15 protein-coding genes are annotated in these 19768 nt (G+C 68.3%); 13 read left to right on the top strand and 2 right to left on the bottom strand.

The features are described 5' to 3' along the window. The first annotated feature begins 43 nt into the window (after positions 1-43). The 13 genes from C8D93_RS21340 (at position 44) to C8D93_RS05770 (ending at position 17952) form a co-directional block, all read left to right on the top strand. Complete coding sequence (locus C8D93_RS21340; RefSeq protein ID WP_110264212.1) at positions 44-1453, top strand: fatty acid desaturase; 1410 nt, start codon at positions 44-46, stop codon at positions 1451-1453. 44 nt (positions 1454-1497) lie between these two features. After that, entirely contained in the window at positions 1498-4113 is a 2616-nt protein-coding gene (locus C8D93_RS05825; protein WP_110264211.1) for an efflux RND transporter permease subunit, read from the top strand. Between the two features lie 72 nt (positions 4114-4185). Then, on the top strand, positions 4186-5556 hold the full coding sequence (locus C8D93_RS05820) for a DUF1329 domain-containing protein (RefSeq protein ID WP_110264210.1): 1371 nt from the start codon (positions 4186-4188) through the stop codon (positions 5554-5556). 91 nt (positions 5557-5647) lie between these two features. Then, a complete protein-coding gene (locus C8D93_RS05815) occupies positions 5648-8146 on the top strand; it encodes a DUF1302 family protein (RefSeq protein WP_110264209.1) in 2499 nt (832 codons plus the stop codon). 13 nt (positions 8147-8159) lie between these two features. After that, a complete protein-coding gene (locus tag C8D93_RS05810) occupies positions 8160-9164 on the top strand; it encodes a WD40/YVTN/BNR-like repeat-containing protein (RefSeq protein WP_110264208.1) in 1005 nt (334 codons plus the stop codon). A gap of 109 nt (positions 9165-9273) precedes the next feature. Further along, positions 9274-10071 (top strand): SDR family oxidoreductase, encoded by a 798-nt coding sequence (locus C8D93_RS05805; protein WP_110264207.1) that lies wholly within the window; start codon positions 9274-9276, stop codon positions 10069-10071. A gap of 1 nt (position 10072) precedes the next feature. Then, entirely contained in the window at positions 10073-10531 is a 459-nt protein-coding gene (locus C8D93_RS05800; protein ID WP_110264206.1) for a MaoC family dehydratase, read from the top strand. Positions 10532-10633: 102 nt separating this feature from the next. After that, the gene (locus C8D93_RS05795; protein ID WP_110264205.1) at positions 10634-11836 is read left to right on the top strand and encodes an acetyl-CoA C-acyltransferase; all 1203 of its coding nucleotides are present in this window, start codon (positions 10634-10636) and stop codon (positions 11834-11836) included. A 135-nt stretch (positions 11837-11971) separates the two neighbouring features. Continuing rightward, on the top strand, positions 11972-13093 hold the full coding sequence (locus C8D93_RS05790; protein WP_110264204.1) for a WD40/YVTN/BNR-like repeat-containing protein: 1122 nt from the start codon (positions 11972-11974) through the stop codon (positions 13091-13093). Beyond that, positions 13090-15666 carry an efflux RND transporter permease subunit gene (locus C8D93_RS05785; protein WP_245903826.1) on the top strand — a complete coding sequence of 859 codons (2577 nt, stop codon included), beginning with the start codon at positions 13090-13092 and terminating at the stop codon, positions 15664-15666. Before C8D93_RS05790 ends, C8D93_RS05785 begins: the two co-directional genes overlap by 4 nt. A 111-nt stretch (positions 15667-15777) precedes the next feature. Beyond that, entirely contained in the window at positions 15778-16992 is a 1215-nt protein-coding gene (locus C8D93_RS05780) for a hypothetical protein (RefSeq protein WP_146216523.1), read from the top strand. A gap of 101 nt (positions 16993-17093) precedes the next feature. Then, a complete protein-coding gene (locus C8D93_RS05775) occupies positions 17094-17588 on the top strand; it encodes an SRPBCC family protein (protein ID WP_110264202.1) in 495 nt (164 codons plus the stop codon). After that, on the top strand, positions 17581-17952 hold the full coding sequence (locus C8D93_RS05770) for an ArsR/SmtB family transcription factor (protein ID WP_110264201.1): 372 nt from the start codon (positions 17581-17583) through the stop codon (positions 17950-17952). The genes C8D93_RS05775 and C8D93_RS05770 overlap by 8 nt, the downstream gene beginning before the upstream one ends. 12 nt (positions 17953-17964) lie before the next feature. Here the strand turns inward: C8D93_RS05770 and C8D93_RS05765 are convergent, their stop codons facing one another. Together C8D93_RS05765 and C8D93_RS05760 are read right to left on the bottom strand one after the other, a co-directional pair. Beyond that, positions 17965-18594 (bottom strand): response regulator transcription factor, encoded by a 630-nt coding sequence (locus C8D93_RS05765; RefSeq protein WP_110264200.1) that lies wholly within the window; start codon positions 18592-18594, stop codon positions 17965-17967. Continuing rightward, positions 18591-19736: a sensor histidine kinase gene (locus tag C8D93_RS05760; RefSeq protein WP_110264199.1), complete on the bottom strand. Its 1146-nt coding sequence runs from the start codon at positions 19734-19736 to the stop codon at positions 18591-18593. The genes C8D93_RS05765 and C8D93_RS05760 overlap by 4 nt, the downstream gene beginning before the upstream one ends. Between the last annotated feature and the right edge of the window lie 32 nt (positions 19737-19768).

The raw sequence follows: 19768 nt of genomic DNA, 5'->3' as shown, positions 1-19768 counted from the left end.
ACGGCGTCGCCGCGCAGCATGGTGGCGCGTTCGAGGAGCAAACATGAACAATGTGATCACCGCCACGCTGCCGGACGGCACGGCGTGGACGGATGGCAAGCGATATTGGTGGCTGCTGAGTCCCGCCCTGCCGGCGATGTCGCTGGTGGCGCTGCTGCTCGCGTACCTGAGCGGTACAGGGCTGTGGTTCTGGGCCGTGCCGTTCGTGTTCTACGGCATCGTGCCGCTGCTCGACCGGCTGATCGGCACCGATCCGGTCAATGCCCCCGAGCGCGCCGTGCCCGCCCTCGAAGCGGACCGCTATTACCGCCGCATCGTGATCGCCTATATCCCGACCCAGTACGCCGTGACCTTGTTCGGCGCCTGGCTCGCGGTCAGCGGCGGCTACGCGTGGTGGGAGCTGATCGGCCTGGTCATCGCGGTCGGCGTGATCAATGGCGTGGGCATCAACACCGCGCACGAACTCGGCCACAAGACCAACCCGCTCGAACGCTGGCTCGCCAAGATCACGCTGGCACCGGTGGCCTATGGTCATTTCTTCATCGAGCACAACAAGGGCCACCACAAGCACGTCGCGACGCCGGAAGACCCGGCCAGCTCGCGCATGGGCGAGACCTTCTGGGCCTTCCTGCCGCGCACGGTGATCGGCAGCGTGCGCTCGGCTTGGCACATCGAGCGCACGCGCCTGCAGCGCGACCGCAAGCCGGTGTTCTCGCAGCACAACGAGATCCTGCAGGCCTGGGCGATGACGCTGGTGCTGTTCGGCGCGGTGAGCCTGTGGCTCGGCCCGTGGGCGCTGCTGTTCCTCGTCGCGCAGGCCGCCTACGGTGCTTCGCTGCTGGAGGTCGTGAACTACCTGGAGCATTACGGCCTGTTGCGCCTCAAGGATGCCAACGGTCGGTACGAGCGCTGCCAGCCGCGCCACTCGTGGAACAGCAACCATGTCGTGACCAACCTGTTGCTGTACCAGCTGCAACGCCACTCCGACCACCACGCCAACCCGACGCGCCGCTACCAGAGCCTGCGCAGCTTCGACGACAGCCCGCAGCTGCCGTCCGGCTATGCGTCGATGCTGCTGATCGCCTATCTGCCGCCGCTGTGGTTCCGGCTGATGGACCCGCTCGTGGTGCGCCACCACGGCGGCGACCTGACCCGCGCCAACCTGCATCCGCCGCGCCGCGAGCAGCTGCTGCGGCGCTGGATGGGCAGCACCGCCGCCGCGCGACCGACCGCCACGGCCACCGCCGAAGCGGCCAGCGGCGCGGCGACGCCGCGCACGGCCGACGCGCCGCACCAGTGTCCGAACTGCAGTTACGTCTACGACGCCGCTGCAGGTTGCCCGCAGGAGGGCTACCCGCCCGGCACGCCCTGGGCGAGCCTGCCGGATGACTGGTCGTGCCCGCATTGCGCGGTGCGCGACAAGCCGGACTTCATCGCGATCCGTCGCGCCTGAACCACCGATCTGCAACGACCCGCGCAGGATCAAGAGGACACCGCATGCACGATTCACGTAGCGCGTTCGCGCAGGCCTTCGTACGCCTGACCGAACCGCTGATTTTCAGCCGCCGCTGGGTCACCCTGTGGGTGCTCGCGCTGATCACGGCGGTGCTCGGCTGGCAGGCGACGCATCTGCGCATCGACGCCGGCTTCGAGAAGCAGATTCCGCTGCAGCATCCGTACATCCAGATCTACAAGCAGTACGAGCGCGAGTTCGGTGGCGCCAACACCACGCTGGTCGCGCTGACGCAGAAGCAGGGCGACATCTACGACCCGGCGTTCATGGCCACGCTGCGCCAACTGACGCAGGCGGTGTTCTTCACGCCGGGCATGGACCGCTCGCGCGTCAGCTCGATCTTCACGCCCGACGTGCGCTACCTCGAGGTCGTCGAAGGCGGCTTCCAGGGCGGCAACGTGGTGCCGGCCGATTTCACGCCGACGCCGGAGATGATCGCGCGGGTGCGCTCCAATATCGAGAAGGCCGGCATCATCGGCCGCCTGATCGCCAACGACCAGACCGGCGCGATGGTGTTTGCCGAACTGCTCGAGCGGCACCCGGTCACCGGCGAGAAGCTCGACTACATCAAGACCGCGCATCGCCTCGAGGACATCCGCCAGCGCTTCACCAGCCCGCGGCTGTTCGAGTACCGCCTGCGCGAGGCCAGCGCGCCGTTCGAAGCCGGTGCGGTGGTGCGCACCGTCTACAGCGACGAGCGCGGGCCGCTGTTCCGCTTCAAGGCGCTGGAGGTGCCGCTCGATCCGACCGACGCGTCGAGTCCCACCACCACGCTGCGCGGTGCGCAGGTCGAGGTCGTCGAGCTCGACAACCCGGATTACAACCCGGGCGTCGACATCCACATCATCGGCTTCACCAAGGCGGTCGGCGACATCGCCGACAGCACGGTGGAAGTGTTCAGCTTCTTCGGGCTGACCGTGTTCCTGGTCTGGCTGCTGCTGGCCTGGTACTGCGGTTCGTTCCTCGTCGCGACGCTGCCGACCTTGTGCGGCCTGCTCGCGGTGGTCTGGGAGCTTGGGCTGCTGCACCTGTTCGGCTTCGGTCTCGATCCGTTCGCCGTGCTGATGCCGTTCATCGTGCTCGCGATCAGTACCTCGCACGGCATCCAGATCACCAACTTCTGGCTCAACGAGTCGGCCGACAACGGGCTCGGCGCCTTCGACGCCGCGGTCGCCACCTACCGCCGGCTGGTGATTCCCGGCATCTCGGCGCTGGCGACCAACTTCGTCGGCTTCGGCACGCTGTTCCTGATCCCGATCGACATCATCCGCGAGATGGCGGCCAACGCGATGTTCGGCCTGATCGCGATCGTGCTGTGCAAGAAGGTGCTGCTGCCGTGCCTGCTGACCTTCGCGACGCTGAAGAACCCGCAGCGCTTCCGCGACTACCAGCATCGCCGCGACCAGCACCTCAAGCCGGTGTGGAACCTGCTGTCGGCGATCACCCTCAAGCCGGTCGCGGCCGTGGTGCTGATGGGCGGCGTGGCGCTGTGGGCGACGGGCCAGTGGATCGCGCAGGACCTGAAGATCGGCGAGCTGCACGACGGCGTGCCGGAGCTGCGTCCGGACGCACGCTACAACCTCGATTCCTCGCGCATCGTCCAGGACTTCTCGATCGGTGTCGACGTGCTCAAGGTGGTCGCCGAGGGCAAGGCCGACGGCTGCATCGACCACGGCATCGTTTCGCAGATGGACCGCTTCGCGTGGCGCATGGAGAACACCGCCGGCGTGCAGTCGACGCTGTCGCTGCCCAAGCTGCAGCAACGCGTCTACAACAGCTACAACGAAGCCAATCCGAAGTTCAACACGCTGCCGCGCGACAGCGGCGTGCTCGTCGTCACGGTGCAGCCGTTCCCGAGCTCGACCGGCCTGCTCAACGAAGACTGCAGCGCGATGCCGGTGCTGATCTTCACGCAGGACCACAAGGCCGAGACCATCGACCACATCATCGCGTCGATCAACCGCTTCATCGACGAGCAGCCGGCCGATGCGCCGGTGCAGTTCAAGCTCGCGACCGGCAACGTCGGCGTCATGGCCGCGGTCAACGACGTCATCAAGCAGACCGAATACACGGTGCTGCTGTGGCTGTTCCTCGGCATCGGTGTCTGCGTCGCGCTGTCGTTCCGCAGCATCGCCGGCCTGATCTGCGTGCTGGTGCCGCTGGCGCTGGTGCACATCGTGTCGTACGCGGTGATGGTGTGGCTGGAGATCGGCGTCAAGTTCTCCAACATCGCCGTCGCCGCCTTCGCCGCCGGCATCGGCGTCGACTACGGCATCTACATCTACAGCGTGCTCGAGGAGAACGTGCTGCAGAAGCGCATGCAGCTGCGCGAGGCCTATCGCAACACCCTGCACCAGACCGGCAAGGCGGTGATCTTCACGGCGCTGACACTGGGCGCGACGGTATGCACCTGGATGTTCTCCGACCTTCAGTTCCAGGTCGACATGGGCATCCTGCTGACGCTGATGTTCTTCGCCAACGCGATTGCCGCGGCGGTGCTGCTGCCGGCGTTCGCGGCGTTCCTGCTCAAGGTGCCGCCGGGCGCGCCGGTGCGCGACGACGCGCGCCTGCCGCCCTCGCAGCGCGAGGTCTTCAGCTGACACGACGCGCGAGCGTTCTTCACGAAACCGCCGGCGCGCTGTCGGCACTGCAACCCCTGGAGTGAGCACATCATGGACAAGACGACATTCACGCGAACGGCGCTGACCCTGGCGCTGGTCATGGCGCCCGGCCTCGCGGCCGCCGGCGTCTCCGCCGAAGAGGCCGCCAGGCTCGGCAAGGATCTGACCCCGGTCGGCGCCGAGCGCGCCGGCAATGCCGACGGCACCATCCCCGAGTGGAAGCCGGCGGCGCAGCGCACCGGCGAGGCGCGCAAGGGCGTGTTCCCGAACAACCCCGCGATCGACGGCGACAAGCCGCTGTTCACGATCAACGCGCAGAACATGGCGCAGTACGAGAGCAAGCTGACCGAGGGCCACAAGGAACTGCTGCGGCGTTATCCGCAGACCTACAAGCTCAACGTCTATCCGTCGCACCGTCTCGCCACCTACCCGCAGAAGGTGCTCGACGAGACCGTCAAGAACGCCACGCGCGCCAAGCTCGAGGGCGTCGACAACCCCAGCGGCGCCTATGTCGGCTTCCCGTTCCCGATCCCGAAGAGCGGCGCCGAGCCGATCTGGAATCATCGCGTGAAGTTCCGCGGCTCCGACGTCCGCCGCTTCAACAACCAGATGATCGTCCAGCAGGACGGCAAGTTCTCGGTGACGCGCATCGTCGAGGACGTGACCTTCAACTACGCGAACATCGAGAAGAACCCGCCGGACGAACTCAAGCCGGGCACCGACTTCCTGCGTTACCTGTCGGAAACGCTGTCGCCGCCGCGTATCGCCGGCACCTACATCCTCGTGCACGAGAAGGCCGGCTTCGGCACCGAGGGCCGTTCGGCGTGGCTGTACGCACCGGCGCTCAAGCGCATCCGCCGTGCCCCGGCGGTGTGCTGCGACAACCCCTACGAGGGCACCGACGGTCACCAGTTCTACGACCAGGTCGACATGTACAACGGCGTGCTCGAGCGCTTCTCGTGGAAGCTGGTCGGCAAGCGCGAGATGTACGTGCCGTACAACGCCAACAAGCTCGCCGGTCCGGCGGTGAAGTACGCCGACATGGCGCAGCCGAACCACCTGAACGCCGATCTGCCGCGCTACGAGCTGCACCGCGTCTGGGTGGTCGAGGCCGAGAACAAGCCGGACATGCGGCACACCTTCAAGAGCCGCCGCTTCTACATCGACGAGGACACCTGGACCGTGGTCGCGATTGACAACTACGACCAGCAGGGCCAGCTGATGCAGTTCCAGGAAGGCCACCTGGTCAGCTACTACAACCTGCTCGTGCACACGACGCAGCCGGAAGTGATCTATCACTTCAATTCGGGTCGCTACTTCGTCACCGCGATGAACAACGAAGACCAGCCGTACGACGGCACGGCGACCTATCCGGCCAACTACTTCGAAGCCAATACCGTGCAGAACCGCGCGTCGAAGTAAGCCATCCGCGATCCAAGAAGGGGACCGGCGTGCGGGCATCCGACCGCACGCCGGTTCCGGTGCGAAGCGCAGTTCCGGGAGAACACGACACATGAGCAGCATCAAGACGCTGGCTGGCTGCGCGGCATGCGCACTGGCCCTGGGCGTGAGCGGGCCGGCCTCGGCCCTGGAGTACAGCTTCGATCTGTTCGGTGAGCGGATCGATGCGGTGCTCAACAACACCGTCACCTTCGGCGCGTCGTGGCGCCTGCAGGATCCGGCGGCGGACCTCATCGGCAAGTCGAATCTCGACCCCGATGTCTGTGCCGGCGCGTTCCAGTCCTGCCAGGGCCTGCATCGCACGCAGACCCATCCGGCAGAGCGGCTGGTGATGGCGCCAGGCATGGCGTCGATCAACTTCGACGACGGCAACCTGAACTATGCGCGCGGCGACATCACCCAGGCACCGCTGAAGATCAGCCAGGACTTCCGTTTCCTGTTCGGCAACTACGGCATCTTCCTGCGTGGCATCGGCATCTACGACCCGGTGAACTACCACGACTTCGAGACCTTCAGCCCGAACAAGATCACGGCCGAGAATGCCGGCCAGGTCGGCATCACCGACGATGCCGCGGCCAACCGCTACTTCCCGCGCGTCTACGGCACCGGCGGTGTGGTACGCGCCGATCGCGACGAGGCGGAGGCGCGCGAGATCGGCCTGCGCTACGACCTGCTCGACGTCAACTTCTTCGGCAGCATTCCCTACGCTGATGGCACGCGCGACGTGACCTTCCGCATCGGCCGCCAGACCGTGAACTGGGGTCAGAGCACGGTGGCCGTCGTCAACAGCGTCAACCAGGCACAGCCGGTCAACGCGAACTCGCTGTACCGCCTCGGCTTCGGCCTGCTCGAGGAGCTGTTCGTGCCGGTCGGCATGGTGCGCGCCAGCACCGAGGTCGCGCAGGGCCTGACGCTGGAGGCCTATTACCAGTTCGAGTGGGCGCCGATCGAGATTCCGACGCCGGGCAGCTTCATGTCCTTCGCCGATTTGGGCACCGACAATCTGCGCGGCAGCGTCAACGCGGCCTTCGGTGGTTCGGCCGACGATCCGGACATGGTCGGCAACCCGCTCGACAATCCGCTGACGCTGATCACGCCGACGTCGCTGACGATTCCGCGTCTGCCGGACAATGAGGCCAGCGACTCGGGCCAGTACGGCATCTCGCTGAAGTTCTACTCGGACGAGATCAATAACGGCACCGAGTTCGGCTTCTATGCGATGAACTACCACTCGAAGCTGCCATACGTGAGTTTCTACTCCACCGATGCGAGCTGTGCGCGCCGCGAAGGCAACACACGGCAGATCGACGCAACCAACTCTCTGGAGTTCCTCGAGGCCTGCCCCAACCTGCCGGTCGCTGGCAACGCCGCCTTCCTCACCGACTTCACGTCGCTGCTGTTGCAGCGGCCGGCCGTGCTCGGCGATCTGGGCGTCAGTCTCGATCTGCCGACCGTATTGCGTGGACTCGGCAGTTTGCTGCTGCCGCGTCCAGGTCAGCCGCAGTCCAGCGCGGTGCCGTTCGACTCGGCGCGCATCCAGATCGAGTATCCGGAAGACCTGCGCATGTTCGGTGTGGACTTCACGACGACCTTTGGCGAGTACTCGTTCCAGGGCGAGATTTCGTACCGTCCCAACGTACCCTTGCAGGTGGCGGTCATCGATCTGGCCTTCGCCGCCTTCGGTCCGACGTTGACGCGCTGCCACGACGCATCGCTCGGCTGCGCCGGTGCGCGCGCAGGCCTCGGTTTCGACGAAAACGGCAACTATGTGGTCTACGAGAACAATGACTTCAACGTCGGTACGGATGACGACTACGTCAATCCGTATCCCGACACCATCAATCTCGCCGTCGGCGCAGCACCCGGTTCGGCGCGTTCATTCCCGAACTTCATCATGCCGTACCGCGGCGTCGCGGTCGGCGAGACGCCGCCGAACAGCTATATCCAGGGCTGGATTCCGGGCAAGGTCGCGCAGTACAACCTCGGCGCGACGCGCGTGCTCGGCACCTCCGAGAACTGGATCGGCGCCGACCAGGTGATCCTGATCTACGAGGTCGCCGCCACGCACGTGCTCAACATGCCGGACTTCGACGAGCTGCAGATTGAAGGCCCCGCCTACACCACGACCCACGCCAGCGCCGGCGCCGACGGCAGCGGCGCCGACGGTTCACGGCTTGCCTGCTCGACCAATCCAAGCTGCTCGGTCGGCCCGGACGGCCTGCGCTTCAATCCGTTCCAGGCGCGACGCGACGCCTTTGCCGACGAATTCTCTTGGGGCTACCGCATCGTCGGACGCATCAGCTACGAGTCGGTGCTGCCGGGCATCAGTGTGCAGCCGCTGTTCATCTGGCAGCACGATCTGCAGGGCAATGCGCCGGGGCCGGCGGGCAATTTCGTCGAAGGACGCAAGTCGCTGAACTTCCTGCTCGAGACGCGCTACGAGAAGGCGTTCGCGTTCACCATCGCGTACAACAGCTTCTTCGGCGCCGGCAGCAACAACGTGTATCGCGACCGGGACAATCTCGGTTTCTTCCTCAAGCTGCAGTTCTAAGAAGGCCCCGCCGATGAGAGTCCCCCACCTGTTCGCGCACGCGTTGCTGCTGGCCTGCAGCGTCGGCGGCCCTGCCGCGACAGCGGCCGAGGCCACGCCGATGCCGGCCGAGATCGCGCCACGCGCCGAGCAGAGCCTGCTCACCGCGATCACCCGTGCCGGCGCGCAGCGGCTGGTCGCGGTCGGTGCGCGCGGACACATCCTGCTGTCCGACGACGACGGCGCGCGCTGGCGGCAGGTTGCGTCGCCGGTCAGCAGCCTGCTGACCCAGGTCGCGTTCCTCGATGCGCAGACCGGCTGGGCCGTGGGCCACGATGCGACCGTGCTCAAGACCACGGATGGCGGCGAGACCTGGGCCATCCGCCACTTCGATGCGGCCGGTGAGGCCTTGCTCGCCGTGATGTTCCTCGACAGCCGGCGCGGCCTCGCGCTGGGCGCCTACGGCACGCTGCTGACCAGTGCCGACGGCGGCGAGACCTGGGCGGCCGCCGAGAACGTGCTGACCGAGGAAGGCATGCACCTCAACGCGATCGCGCGCCTGAATGATGGCCGGCTGCTCATCGTCGGCGAGGCCGGCCTGATCGCGACATCCCAGGACGAGGGCCAGACCTGGGAACGCGGCGAGTTTCCGTACGAGGGTTCTCTGTTCGCCGTGCGTCCTTACGGTGAGCACGGCGCCATCGTCGGTGGCCTGCGCGGCAACAGTTTCCGCTGCGCGGATGTCGCTGCCGGCGCGTGGGAACGCATCGAAACCGGCTCCGAGCAGTCCGTGTTCGGCATCGCCGAGCGCGGCGACGGGTACGCGCTCGCCGGTTTCAACGCATCGGTGATCGGCGTCGCGGCGGACGGCACCGCCCGCGAGCTGCAACTGCAGGCGCTGGAAAACGGTGAGGCGCCGGCCGGCGCCGCGGCGATGTCGATCGAGGCGACGGCCTTCGCCGACCTGCTCGTGCTCGGCAACGGCGAGCTGATCACCGTCGGCGACGCCGGCGTCCGCCGCTGGGCGGTGAAGCCGTAGCAGGTACCCGCGACCGCGCGGCCGCGGACGAGCGGCGGCGGCCTCGTCCTTCCGGGCGAAGCCGGGCCCGGCCCGGGTGCGCACACTGCGGGCCTGCCAAGGAGCCCGCATGAGTCGAATCGTCGTTCCGCCGCCGTCCTATGTGCCGCCGCATGGCCTGCTGGCCGGCAGGTCCGTGCTGATCACCGCGGCGGCCGGCGCCGGCATCGGTTTCTCGACGGCGAAGCGCTGCCTCGAGGAAGGTGCGCGCGGCCTGGTGCTGTCGGACATGCATCCGCGCCGCACCGCGGAGGCCGCGCAGGCGCTGGCGAAGGAGTTTCCGCAGGCCGTGATCCACGGCCAGGTCTGCAACGTCACGCAGGAGGCCGAGGTCCAGGCGCTGGTCGACATGGCCGAGGACAGGCTCGGCGGCGTCGACGTGCTGATCAACAACGCCGGCCTTGGCGGCAGCCAGCGCATCGTCGACATGAGCGACGAAGAGTGGCTGCGCGTCCTCGACGTGACCCTCAACGGCACCTTCCGCATGACCCGCGCGATGCTGCGCAAGATGCAGCCGCGCGGGCGCGGCGCAATCGTCAACAACGCCTCGGTGCTCGGCTGGCGCGCGCAGACCGAGCAGGCGCACTACGCCGCGGCCAAGGCCGGGGTGATGGCGCTGACGCGCTGCGCGGCGCTGGAAGCCGCCGAGTTCGGCGTGCGCATCAACGCGGTGTCGCCGTCGATCGTGTTCCACGACCATCTGCGCAAGAGCGCGCCCGAGGAGCTGTTGACGCAGCTGGCCAGCCGCGAAGCCTTCGGCCGCGGCGCCGAGGCCTGGGAGATCGCCAACGTGATGGTGTTCCTCGCTTCGGACTATGCGTCCTACCTCGTTGGCGAAGTGATTTCCGCCTCCAGCCAGAGAGCCTGACATGCCCATCGTCTTCGATTCAGCAGATGCCCTGCTGGCCGCAGTCGGCCGCGACCTCGGCGTCACCGAGTGGATGCCGGTCACGCAGGAGCGCGTGAACCTGTTCGCCGACGCGACCGACGACCATCAATGGATCCACGTCGATCCGGTCAAGGCCAAGGACGGCCCCTTCGGCGCCTGCGTCGCACACGGTTATCTCACCTTGTCGCTGGCAGCGCGCTTCATGCCGCAGCTGATCGAGGTGCGCAACATGAAGATGGGCGTGAACTACGGCTGCGACAAGGTGCGCTTTCCGGCGCCGGTGCGCGTTGGCGCGCGCATCCGCGGTCGTGGCGAACTGGTGGCGGTGGAGCGCGCTAGGGACGGTGGCCTGCAGTCGACCTTGCGCCTGACCGTCGAGATCGAGAACGAGGCCAAGCCGGCCTGCGTCGTCGACACGATTTCGCGCTACTACTTTTGAATGAAGCGGGGCGCGGCCGCCCCGCATAGCTTAGGCGGACCGTCGTGCGCGCCTCGGGCGATGCACGCGGTCATCGTCCAGCCCGCACGGCCAGAACCTGCCATGAATCAAGCTGTCATCGTTTCCGTCGCCCGCACCGGCATCGGCAAGGCCTATCGCGGCGCGTTCAACGACACCGAGGCGCCGGTGCTCGGCGGCCATGTGGTCAGGCACGCGGTGGCGCGCGCCGGCATCGATCCGAAGGAGGTCGACGACGTCATCCTCGGCTGCGCCGCGCAGCAGGGCACGCAGGCCTACAACCTCGGCCGGCTGTGCGCCTATACCGGTGGCCTGCCGGAGTCCGTGCCGGGCATGACCCTCGACCGCCAGTGCGGCTCGGGGCTGATGGCGATCGGCTTCGCCGCCAAGAACATCCTCGCCGGCGAGCAGGACATCGTCGTCGCCGGCGGTCTGGAGTCGATCTCGCTGGTGCAGAACAAGCACAAGAACAGCTACCGCTTCGTTTCCGACGCGGTGCTTGCGGCGGCGCCGACGGCGTACATCCAGATGATCGAGACGGCGGAGATCGTCGCCGAGCGCTACAAGATCTCGCGTGCCGCGCAGGACGAATACAGCCTGCACAGCCAGCAGCGCACCGCCGCGGCGCAGGCCGCCGGTCGCTACGACGACGAGATCGTGCCGATCACCGTCGACAGGCAGCTCTACGACAAGGAAGGCCATCCGACCGGCAAGCAGTCGGTGACCCTGGGCAAGGACGAGGGCAATCGCGCCGAGACCACGCTCGAAGGCCTGAATGCACTCAAGCCGGTGTGGAAGAACGGCCATTTCGTCAAGGAAGGCCAGTTCATCACCGCCGGCAACGCCTCGCAGCTGTCGGATGGCGCGGCGGCCGTGGTGGTGATGAGCGGCAAGACGGCGCAGGACCGCGGGCTGAGGCCGCTGGGCATCTATCGCGGCATCGCCGTCGCCGGCTGCAAGCCGGACGAGATGGGCATCGGGCCGGTCTACGCGGTGCCGAAGCTGCTCGCGCAGCATGGACTCAAGGTGGCGGACATCGGTCTGTGGGAACTCAACGAGGCCTTCGCGAGCCAGGTGCTGTACTGCCGCGACACGCTCGGCATCCCGCAGGACAGGCTCAATGTGGATGGCGGCGCGATCGCGATCGGCCATCCGTTCGGCATGTCGGGGGCGCGCATGGTCATGCATGCGCTGATCGAGGGGCGCCGCCGCGGCGTCAGGCACGTCGTCGTGACGATGTGCATCGGCGGCGGCATGGGGGCGGCGGGCTTGTTCGAGTTGCCGTAATCGGGGCGGGGGGGAGAGGGTCGGTCGCTTGCGGGGGCAGGTGGCCCGGATCAGACTGCTGGCGCGCGGGCGCACCAAGGCCGCGCCGCCAGAGCCCGGCCATAGACCGGGGCAAGCGCTAGAGAGGAGAGACTCATGAACGATTCGGCGTCCGCGACCGTGGCCCAGCGCCAGGCGGCCGGGAGTGTCGTAGCCGGCTGGCCGGCCCTGCTGGTGGCCGCGCTCGTCGTCGGCGGTGCGGTGTACTCGTTCTCGCCGAGACAGCCACCGGCGTTCCCGGACACGCAGGTCTACCCGGAGCGGCTGCTGGTCAACGGCGTAGACCGTGCCGGCGAGCGCTTCGTCGCCGTCGGCGAGCAGGGGCAGATCCTCGTCGCCGACGGCGCCGCGGGGCCATGGCGGTCGGCAGCACCGGCACCGCAGCGCGGATCGACGCTGACGCGCGTGCGCTTCATCGACGAACAGCGCGTGCTCGCGGTCGGCCACGACGGCTGGATCCTGCTCAGCGAGGATCGCGGCGATTCGTGGCAGGAGGTGGCCTACAGCGAGGGCAGCGATCCGCTGCTGGGCGTGTCCGGCCTCGTCGGCGACCGGGTGTTCGCCTACGGCGCCTTCGGCGTCATGCGGGTCTCGCAGGATCGGGGCCGGAGCTGGCAGCCGTACGAGCTGGACATCGTCACGCCGGAAACCACGGAAGACGAATCGTCGGCGCCGGAAGAGGCGCTCGACCCCTATGCCGACCCCTTCGCCGCCTTCGAGGCGCAGGCGTTCAGCGGCCAGCGGCACATCAACGGCATGACCGTGGCGGCAGACGGCTCGCTGATCCTGGTCGGTGAACGCGGCCTGCTGCTGCGCTCCACCGACGACGGCCAGAGCTGGACCGAGCTGCCGTCGGTCTACGACGGCTCGCTGTTCGGGGCACTGTCGCTGCCGTCGGGCACGCTGATCGTCTTCGGCATGCGTGGGCACGCCTACCGCAGCGACGATCTGGGCCAGACCTGGACCGAGAGCCGCCTGCCCGGCGGCGAGTCGCTGTTCGGCGGCAGCGTCGACGGCCAGGGGCGGGCGCTGCTGGTCGGCGCCGCCGGTACGCTGCTGCGCTCCGGCGACGACGGGCGCAGCTTCCAGCAGGTGGCGGCGCCCACGCGCAGCGGCATCGTCACGATCGAGCCGCTGGCATCCGGCGGCTGGCTCACGGGAGGCGAGGGCGGCCTCGTCATCAAGCAGCCGCAGGCCGCGGCCGGAGACGCGTCATGACCCGTTCGGAACGCGCGGTCGCGCGCATGGCCGACTTCCTGATCGGCAGCCGCAAGGTGCTCGCCGTGCTGTTCGCGCTGATCACGATCGCCTTCGGCTACAGCGCCACCAAGGTCCAGCTCGACCCGGGCTTCCTCAAGCTGATCCCGGTCGAGCATCCGTACATGCGCACGATGATGCAGTACATGGACGACTTCTCCGGCGCCAACAAGATCCTCGTGAATCTGCGGTGGAAGGGCGAAGGCGACATCTACAACCCGGCGTTCATGAAGGCCCTGCAGGAGACCACCGACGAGGTGTTCTTCATTCCGGGCATCAACCGCACCAAGGTCTCGTCGCTGTTCACGCCCAACGTCTACTACATCGAGATCACCGAGGACGGCTTCCGCGGCGAGCCGGTGGTGCCGGCGCGCTACTCTGGCACCGAGCAGGATCTCGATCGCGTGCGCAACAACGTCGAGCACTCCGGCCAGATCGGACAGCTCGTCGCCGTCGACCTCAAGGGCGCGATGGTGCAGGCCGACCTGCACGAGTACGACCCGAACGCCGGGGTCAAGGTCGACTACTGGGAGGTGCAGGGCAAGCTCGAGGAGATTCGCGGGCGTTACGAGAGCCCGATCCAGTACGTCTACCGGATGAAGCGTGCGCGCGAACCCTTCGAGGCCGGTGAAGTCGTTGCTGAGGGGTACGTCGACTACGGCGCGATGCTCGGCATGCAGAAGTTCCGCGTGCTGCGCGACGTGCCCGGGGCCGAGGGCAAGCAGGAATTCATCGTCGAGGGCGGCGAGGTCGAGGTCGAGACTGTCGACAACCCGGCGTACAACCCGGACATCGAGGTCAACATCATCGGCTTCGCGCGCCTGCTGGGCGACGTGATCAAGGGCCTGGTCGGCGTGTTCGCGTTCTTTGCGATCGCGTTCGCGATCACGGCGGTGCTGCTGTACTGGTACACGCGTTCGCTGCGCACGACGGTCGTCGCGCTGTTCGTCGCGATGCTGCCGGTGCTGTGGCTGATCGGCGTGCTGCCGCTGCTCGGCTACGGCATCGACCCGATGTCGATCCTGGTGCCGTTCCTGATCTTCTCGATCGGCGTCTCGCACGCGGTGCAGATGACCAATGCCTGGCGCATGGAGGTCGGCAACGGCGCGACGCCGGCCGCCGCGGCCCATGCCTCGTTCTGCAAGCTGTTCATTCCCGGTGCCGCCGGCCTGCTGACCGAGGCGCTCGGCTTCGGCGTGATCATGCTGATCGACATCCCGATCGTGCACGAACTCGGCATCACCGCCTGCGTCGGCGTGCTGCTGATGATCATCACCAACAAGATGATCCTGCCGATCATCCTGGCGCACCTGCGGCTCGAGCAGTCGGCGATGGCGCATGCCGGCGACAGCGGCATCGAGCGGCGCTCGCCGCTGGTGCGCATGATCGGCAACTGTGCCGAGCCGCGCTTCGCGGTGGTGGTATTCGCCGCCGCGCTGGTCCTGCTTGCGGGCGCGACCTGGAAGTCCCGCGACCTGGTGATCGGCGACTCCGGACAGGGCGTGCCGGAACTGCACGAGGACTCGCGCTACAACCAGGACAACCGGGTCATCGCCGGCACTTACGACATCGGCGTCGACGTGCTCACGGTCATCGCGGAGGCGCCCGGTTTCGAAGGCGACTCCTGCCTGCACTACCCGGTGGTGGAGCTCATCGACCGCTTCGAGCTGTACATGAAGGGTGTCGAGGGCGTGCAGTCGGTGATCAGCGTCGCCGGCATCGGCAAGCTGGTGATCTCCGCGTTCAACGAGGGCAATCCGCGCTGGCGCGCGCTGCCGCGTTCGCAGGTCGGCCTGTCCACCGGCTCCAAGGCTTTCGATCCCAACCTCGGCCTCAACAACGAGGGCTGCAAGGCGATCCAGGTCATGATCTTCATGAAGGATCACGAGGGCGACACGATCCAGCACGCCGTGGCCGAGATCAAGCGCTTCGTCGAGGCCAACCCGGTCGACGGCGTGACGCTGCGGCTGGCCAGCGGCAACGTCGGCGTCATGGCGGCGACCAACGAGGCAGTGGCCGCGGCCGAGGTGACGATGCTGCTGGCGATCTTCGGTTCGCTGATCCTGTTCTGCTATCTCACCTTCCGCTCGTGGATCGGCGTGATCTGCGTGATGACGCCGCTGCTGCTGGTCACGGTGTTCTGCAACGCGCTGATGGCGACGCTCGGCATCGGCCTGAAGGTGGCCACGCTGCCGGTGATCGCGCTCGGCGTCGGTGTCGGCGTCGACTACGGCCTGTACCTGTTCGAGCGCATCCAGCACCACATGGCCGACCCGACCGTGAGCTTCCGCGAAAGCTTCGAGCGGGCCATGGTCGAGCGCGGCAGCGCCGCGGTGTTCACCGCCATCACGATGTCCGTCGGCGTCGCCACGTGGATCTTCTCGGCGCTCAAGTTCCAGGCCGATATGGGCGTGATGCTGTCCTTCATGTTCCTGGTGAACATGTTCGGCGCGGTCTGTCTGCTGCCCGCGCTGGGGGCCTGGTTCTTCCGCGAGCGGCAGCCGACCCTCGTCGCCACGAACCCGGCGCGCTGAGCGCCGGTTGATGGGGCGGCGACCGGACGCGGTCGCTGCCCTATCCTCACGGCGATGAAACGCCCGCCCTCCGAACCCGACAGCCGATCCCGCCCGCCGCCGGCGCGGGCCGTGCTGCCCGGCGAATCGCGTTCCGAGAATCGCCGCATCGTCTTGCTGCTGGTTCTCGGCGCGCTGGTCGGGCTGCTGGTGGAGTTCTGGCCCGAGGTGAAGCAGGCCACGGGTGAAGTCGTGCAGGCACTGCACGAGCCATCGCCCGACCGCTCGATACCCATTCCCACCGCACCGGACGCCACCGCACGCAGCGAAGCCGGCACCGGGCCGGATGCCGCGGCCACCGGCGCACGGGCGCCCGACGCGACGCCCGGCGCCGTGCCGATCCTCTCGATGCTGACGGGCGGCCCGCTGCGCGAGATCGAGGGCATGAGCAGCGAAGCCATGCAGGTGGCGCTGACGCCGACCGGCGACGTGCTGATGACCGGCAAGTACGCCGTGCTCGAACTCGGTGCCGGCGACGCGCCCCTTCGGCGCCTGCTGTACAGCCCGCGGCGCTACCGTGAGCAGTTCGCCGACGGGCGTTCGCAGGCCATGGCCTCGGCCCTGCTGCTGGCGGACGGCCGCTACCTTCTCGGTGGCTGGCATGGCGAGGTCCTGATGGGGCGCGACGAAACGCTGCATCGCCTGTCGGCCCGCGAGGATCGTCCGAAGGGGCGCATCGTCCGGATGCTGGCGTGGAACGGGCATGTACTCGTCGCCGGCGACGGTTTGTGGCGACTCGACGACGAGGGCGGGCAGCTGCGCGAGATCACGCTGCCCGGCGCCAGCCGGCTCGATGCCGTCGGGGCAGGCGAAAGCCAGCTGCTGCTCGCGGACTCGGGCCGGCGCATCCTGGCCTGGGACGGCGATCGCGCGGAACCTTGGATGCAGTGGCCGGACGACGCCGGCCGGGTCGAGGCGCTGGTGCCGGCGCGCGAAGGCGGCTGGTGGGTGGGGTCGACCCGCGGGCTGTTCCGCGTCGGCGACGATCGCCAGATCCGGGTCGTGCTGCCGGGGGTCTGGGTCACCGGCATCGTCGACCGCGCCGACGAAAGCTGGATAGGCACCTGGAAGCAGGGGCTGCTGCTCAGACGCGACGATCGCTGGTATCGGCTCGGTACCGGCATCGGCGGGCTGGCGGACGAATCGGTCAACGCCCTGACCGTCGATGCGCAGGAGCATCTGTGGCTCGCGCTCTACGGAGGCGGCGGCTGGCGTGCCCCGCTGCCGGCGCTGCGCGACCGCATCATGCGACACCCGTGGGTTCCCGAGGCCGATCCCGCCCCATAGCGCAGGCCCGCGTACACCGGTCCGCACGTCGACAATATGCAACCATATGGTTGCGTATCCATCGTTCCGTCTGGTATAGATATGCAACCAGGAGGTTGCATATGGAACACGATCGGATCGAGAAGCAGGTATTGCTGAAAGCCCCGCTGGAGCGCGTCTGGCGCGCGATCAGCGATTCGCGGCGTTTCGGTGCGTGGTTCGGCATGGAAGTGGAAGGCGGCTTCGTGACCGGCACGCGGGTACGGGCGAAGATCAGGCCAACGCAGGTCGATGCCGCGGTCGCGGAGATGCAGAAGCCCTACGACGGCGTCGCCTTCGACCTGTGGATCGAGCGCGTGGAGCCGATGCGCTGCTTCGCGTTCCGCTGGCATCCGGGCGTGCCCGAGTCGGATGTGCCGCTGCCGGACGAGGAACGGACGCTGGTGGTGTTCGAGCTCGAGCAGAGGCCCGATGGCGTGTTGCTGACGATCACCGAATCCGGCTTCGAGCGCATCCCGCTGGCGCGCCGGGCCGATGCATTCGCCGGCAACGACGGCGGCTGGACGCACCAGCTCGACCTGGTCGCCAAGTACCTGTCGCTCGGAACCGATGGCTGATCCGGCATTGCCGCGACGGCGCCGCCGCCGCACGGCGGCCGCGGGCGACCCGGCGCGCGTGTTCGCGGCGCTCGGCGAGCCGGCGCGCCTGCGCATCGTGTCGCGCCTGTGCGATGCCGGGCCGCTGTCGATCGCACGCCTCACCGAGGGCGCCCGCGTGTCGCGGCAGGCCGTCACCAAGCATCTGCATGCCCTGGAACAGGCCGGCCTCGTGCAGGGCGGCCGCGCGGGCCGAGAGCAGATCTGGGCGCTGCGTCCGGAGCGGCTCGGCGACGCGCAGCGCTATCTCGACCGGATTTCGCAGCAGTGGGACGAGGCGCTGCAGCGCCTGCAGGCTTTCGTCGAGGACGATGGCCCGGCGTAGGCGCGCGCTGGCTCAGAGCAGGCGTGCCGACAAGGCCTTGATGACCGCATGCGTGCGGTCGCGCGCTTCGAGCTTTGCCAGGATCTCGGTGAGATGGTTGCGCACGGTGCCGTCACTGATCGCCAGCGCGCGACCGATCTCCTTGTTCGAATAACCGCCCGCCACGAGGCGCAGCACATCCTTCTCGCGTTCGGTCAGGTGCGCGGACTGCGCGCCGTCCGGCGCGGGCGGTGCCGGTACGGCGTCCGTCGAGATCGCGGCGAACAGCGTGCCGCCGGCGGCAAGGCGGGCGATCGCATCGGCGAGCGCCTGGGGCGCCGAATCCTTGAGCAGGAAGCCCTGCGCGCCGGCGCGACGTGCCGCAGCCATCAGCGCGGGATCGTCGAAGGTCGTCAGCAACAGCACGGGTGTCGGGTCGGCGCGTTCGCGCAGACGCGCCACCGCGTCGATGCCCGACAGCCGCGGCATGCGGATGTCGCTGACGACCACATCCACGCGCTGCCGGTGCAGCGCCTCGAGCAGCGCGTGTCCGTCCTCGGCCTGCACGGCGACGTCGATGCCCAGCTCGTGCAGCAGCGCCGCCAGCGCGCTGCGGATCAGCGCCTGGTCGTCGGCCAGTGCAATCGACAGCGGCGCCGTCATGTCGCGCCCCCCGCCGGCACGCTGGCACGCAGGCACAGTCCGCCGTCGACCGGTTCGTCGAGCGCCAGCGTGCCGCCGACGGCTTCGAGACGCTCGCGCATGCCGGTCAGGCCGTAGCCGGGCGGCGCGCCGCGCAGCCCGTGACCGTCGTCGCGGACTTCGAGGACCAGCCGGTCCGCTTCGGGTGCGAGCCTCAGCGTGACGCGGCCTGCGCCACTGTGCCGGGCGGCGTTGGTCAGGGCCTCCTGCGCAGCACGCAGCAGGGCTTCTGCGCGGGCGAGATCGGGTGCCCGCAGCTCGTCCGGCAGATCGAGCACGACCTGCGGTTGCGGGAAGGCGCGGACCAGCGCCTGCAAGGCTGCGTGCAGATCGACGCCGTCGCTGCGGCGCAGGGTGCCGACTACGGCACGCAGCTCGACCAGCAGCTCGTCGGCGAGTTCGCGCAGTGTCTTCACGCCGGCGGCGAGTTCCGTCGGCGCGCGGCGTTCGAGCAGGGCGAGCTGCATCTTCAGCGCCGTCAGCTTCTGGCCGGCCACGTCGTGCAGTTCGCGCGACAGGTGCAGGCGCTCGCCGGCGCGTGCGCCCTCGGCCAGCAGCGCCCGTGTCGCCAGCAGTTCGGCGGCCAGATGCTGCGCCTGATCGCGAGCGCGTTCGGCGCGCAGCGCGTAGATCGCGAGCAGGCAGGCAAAGCCCTGGAAGCCGAGATAGGCCGCGAAGCTGCGCAGCGCCGCGCCCGTCGGCCACATCATCAGCAGCGTCGCCAGCAGCATCGCGTTGGCGGTGGCCAGCACCAGCACCAGGCTGCGCGGGGCAAACAGCAGCGCCGCCTGTGCGGCGACGATGATCATCAGCACCGGCTGCAGGCCGTCGCGCCAGCCGGCGACGGCAAGCAGCGTCGCCGGAACCTGTGCGAGCACCAGCCAGCGGTCGAGCGCCCAATCCGGCGCGCGCCGCAGCGAGCGCCAGACGAACAGCGCGAGAAAACCCAGGGAGCCGACGAGGCCGGCCGCCGTCGGCAGGTCCGGGGTCAGCGACGGCAGGCGCAGCAGCGGACCGGAGCTGACGGCCAGCCAGGTGAGGTAGCCGGCCAGGTTCAGCGGCGCGAGCGGGCCGTCGTCGTCATGTCGGAAATCGCGGGCCATGGCCGAGTATGCCGAGCGCCGCGGCGCGCGGG

The organism is Sinimarinibacterium flocculans (assembly GCF_003201205.1).
Classification (GTDB): Bacteria; Pseudomonadota; Gammaproteobacteria; order Nevskiales; family Nevskiaceae; genus Solimonas; species Solimonas flocculans.
The sequence above is the reverse complement of the archived record's forward strand: the minus strand, read 5'-3'. Positions and strand labels throughout refer to the sequence as shown.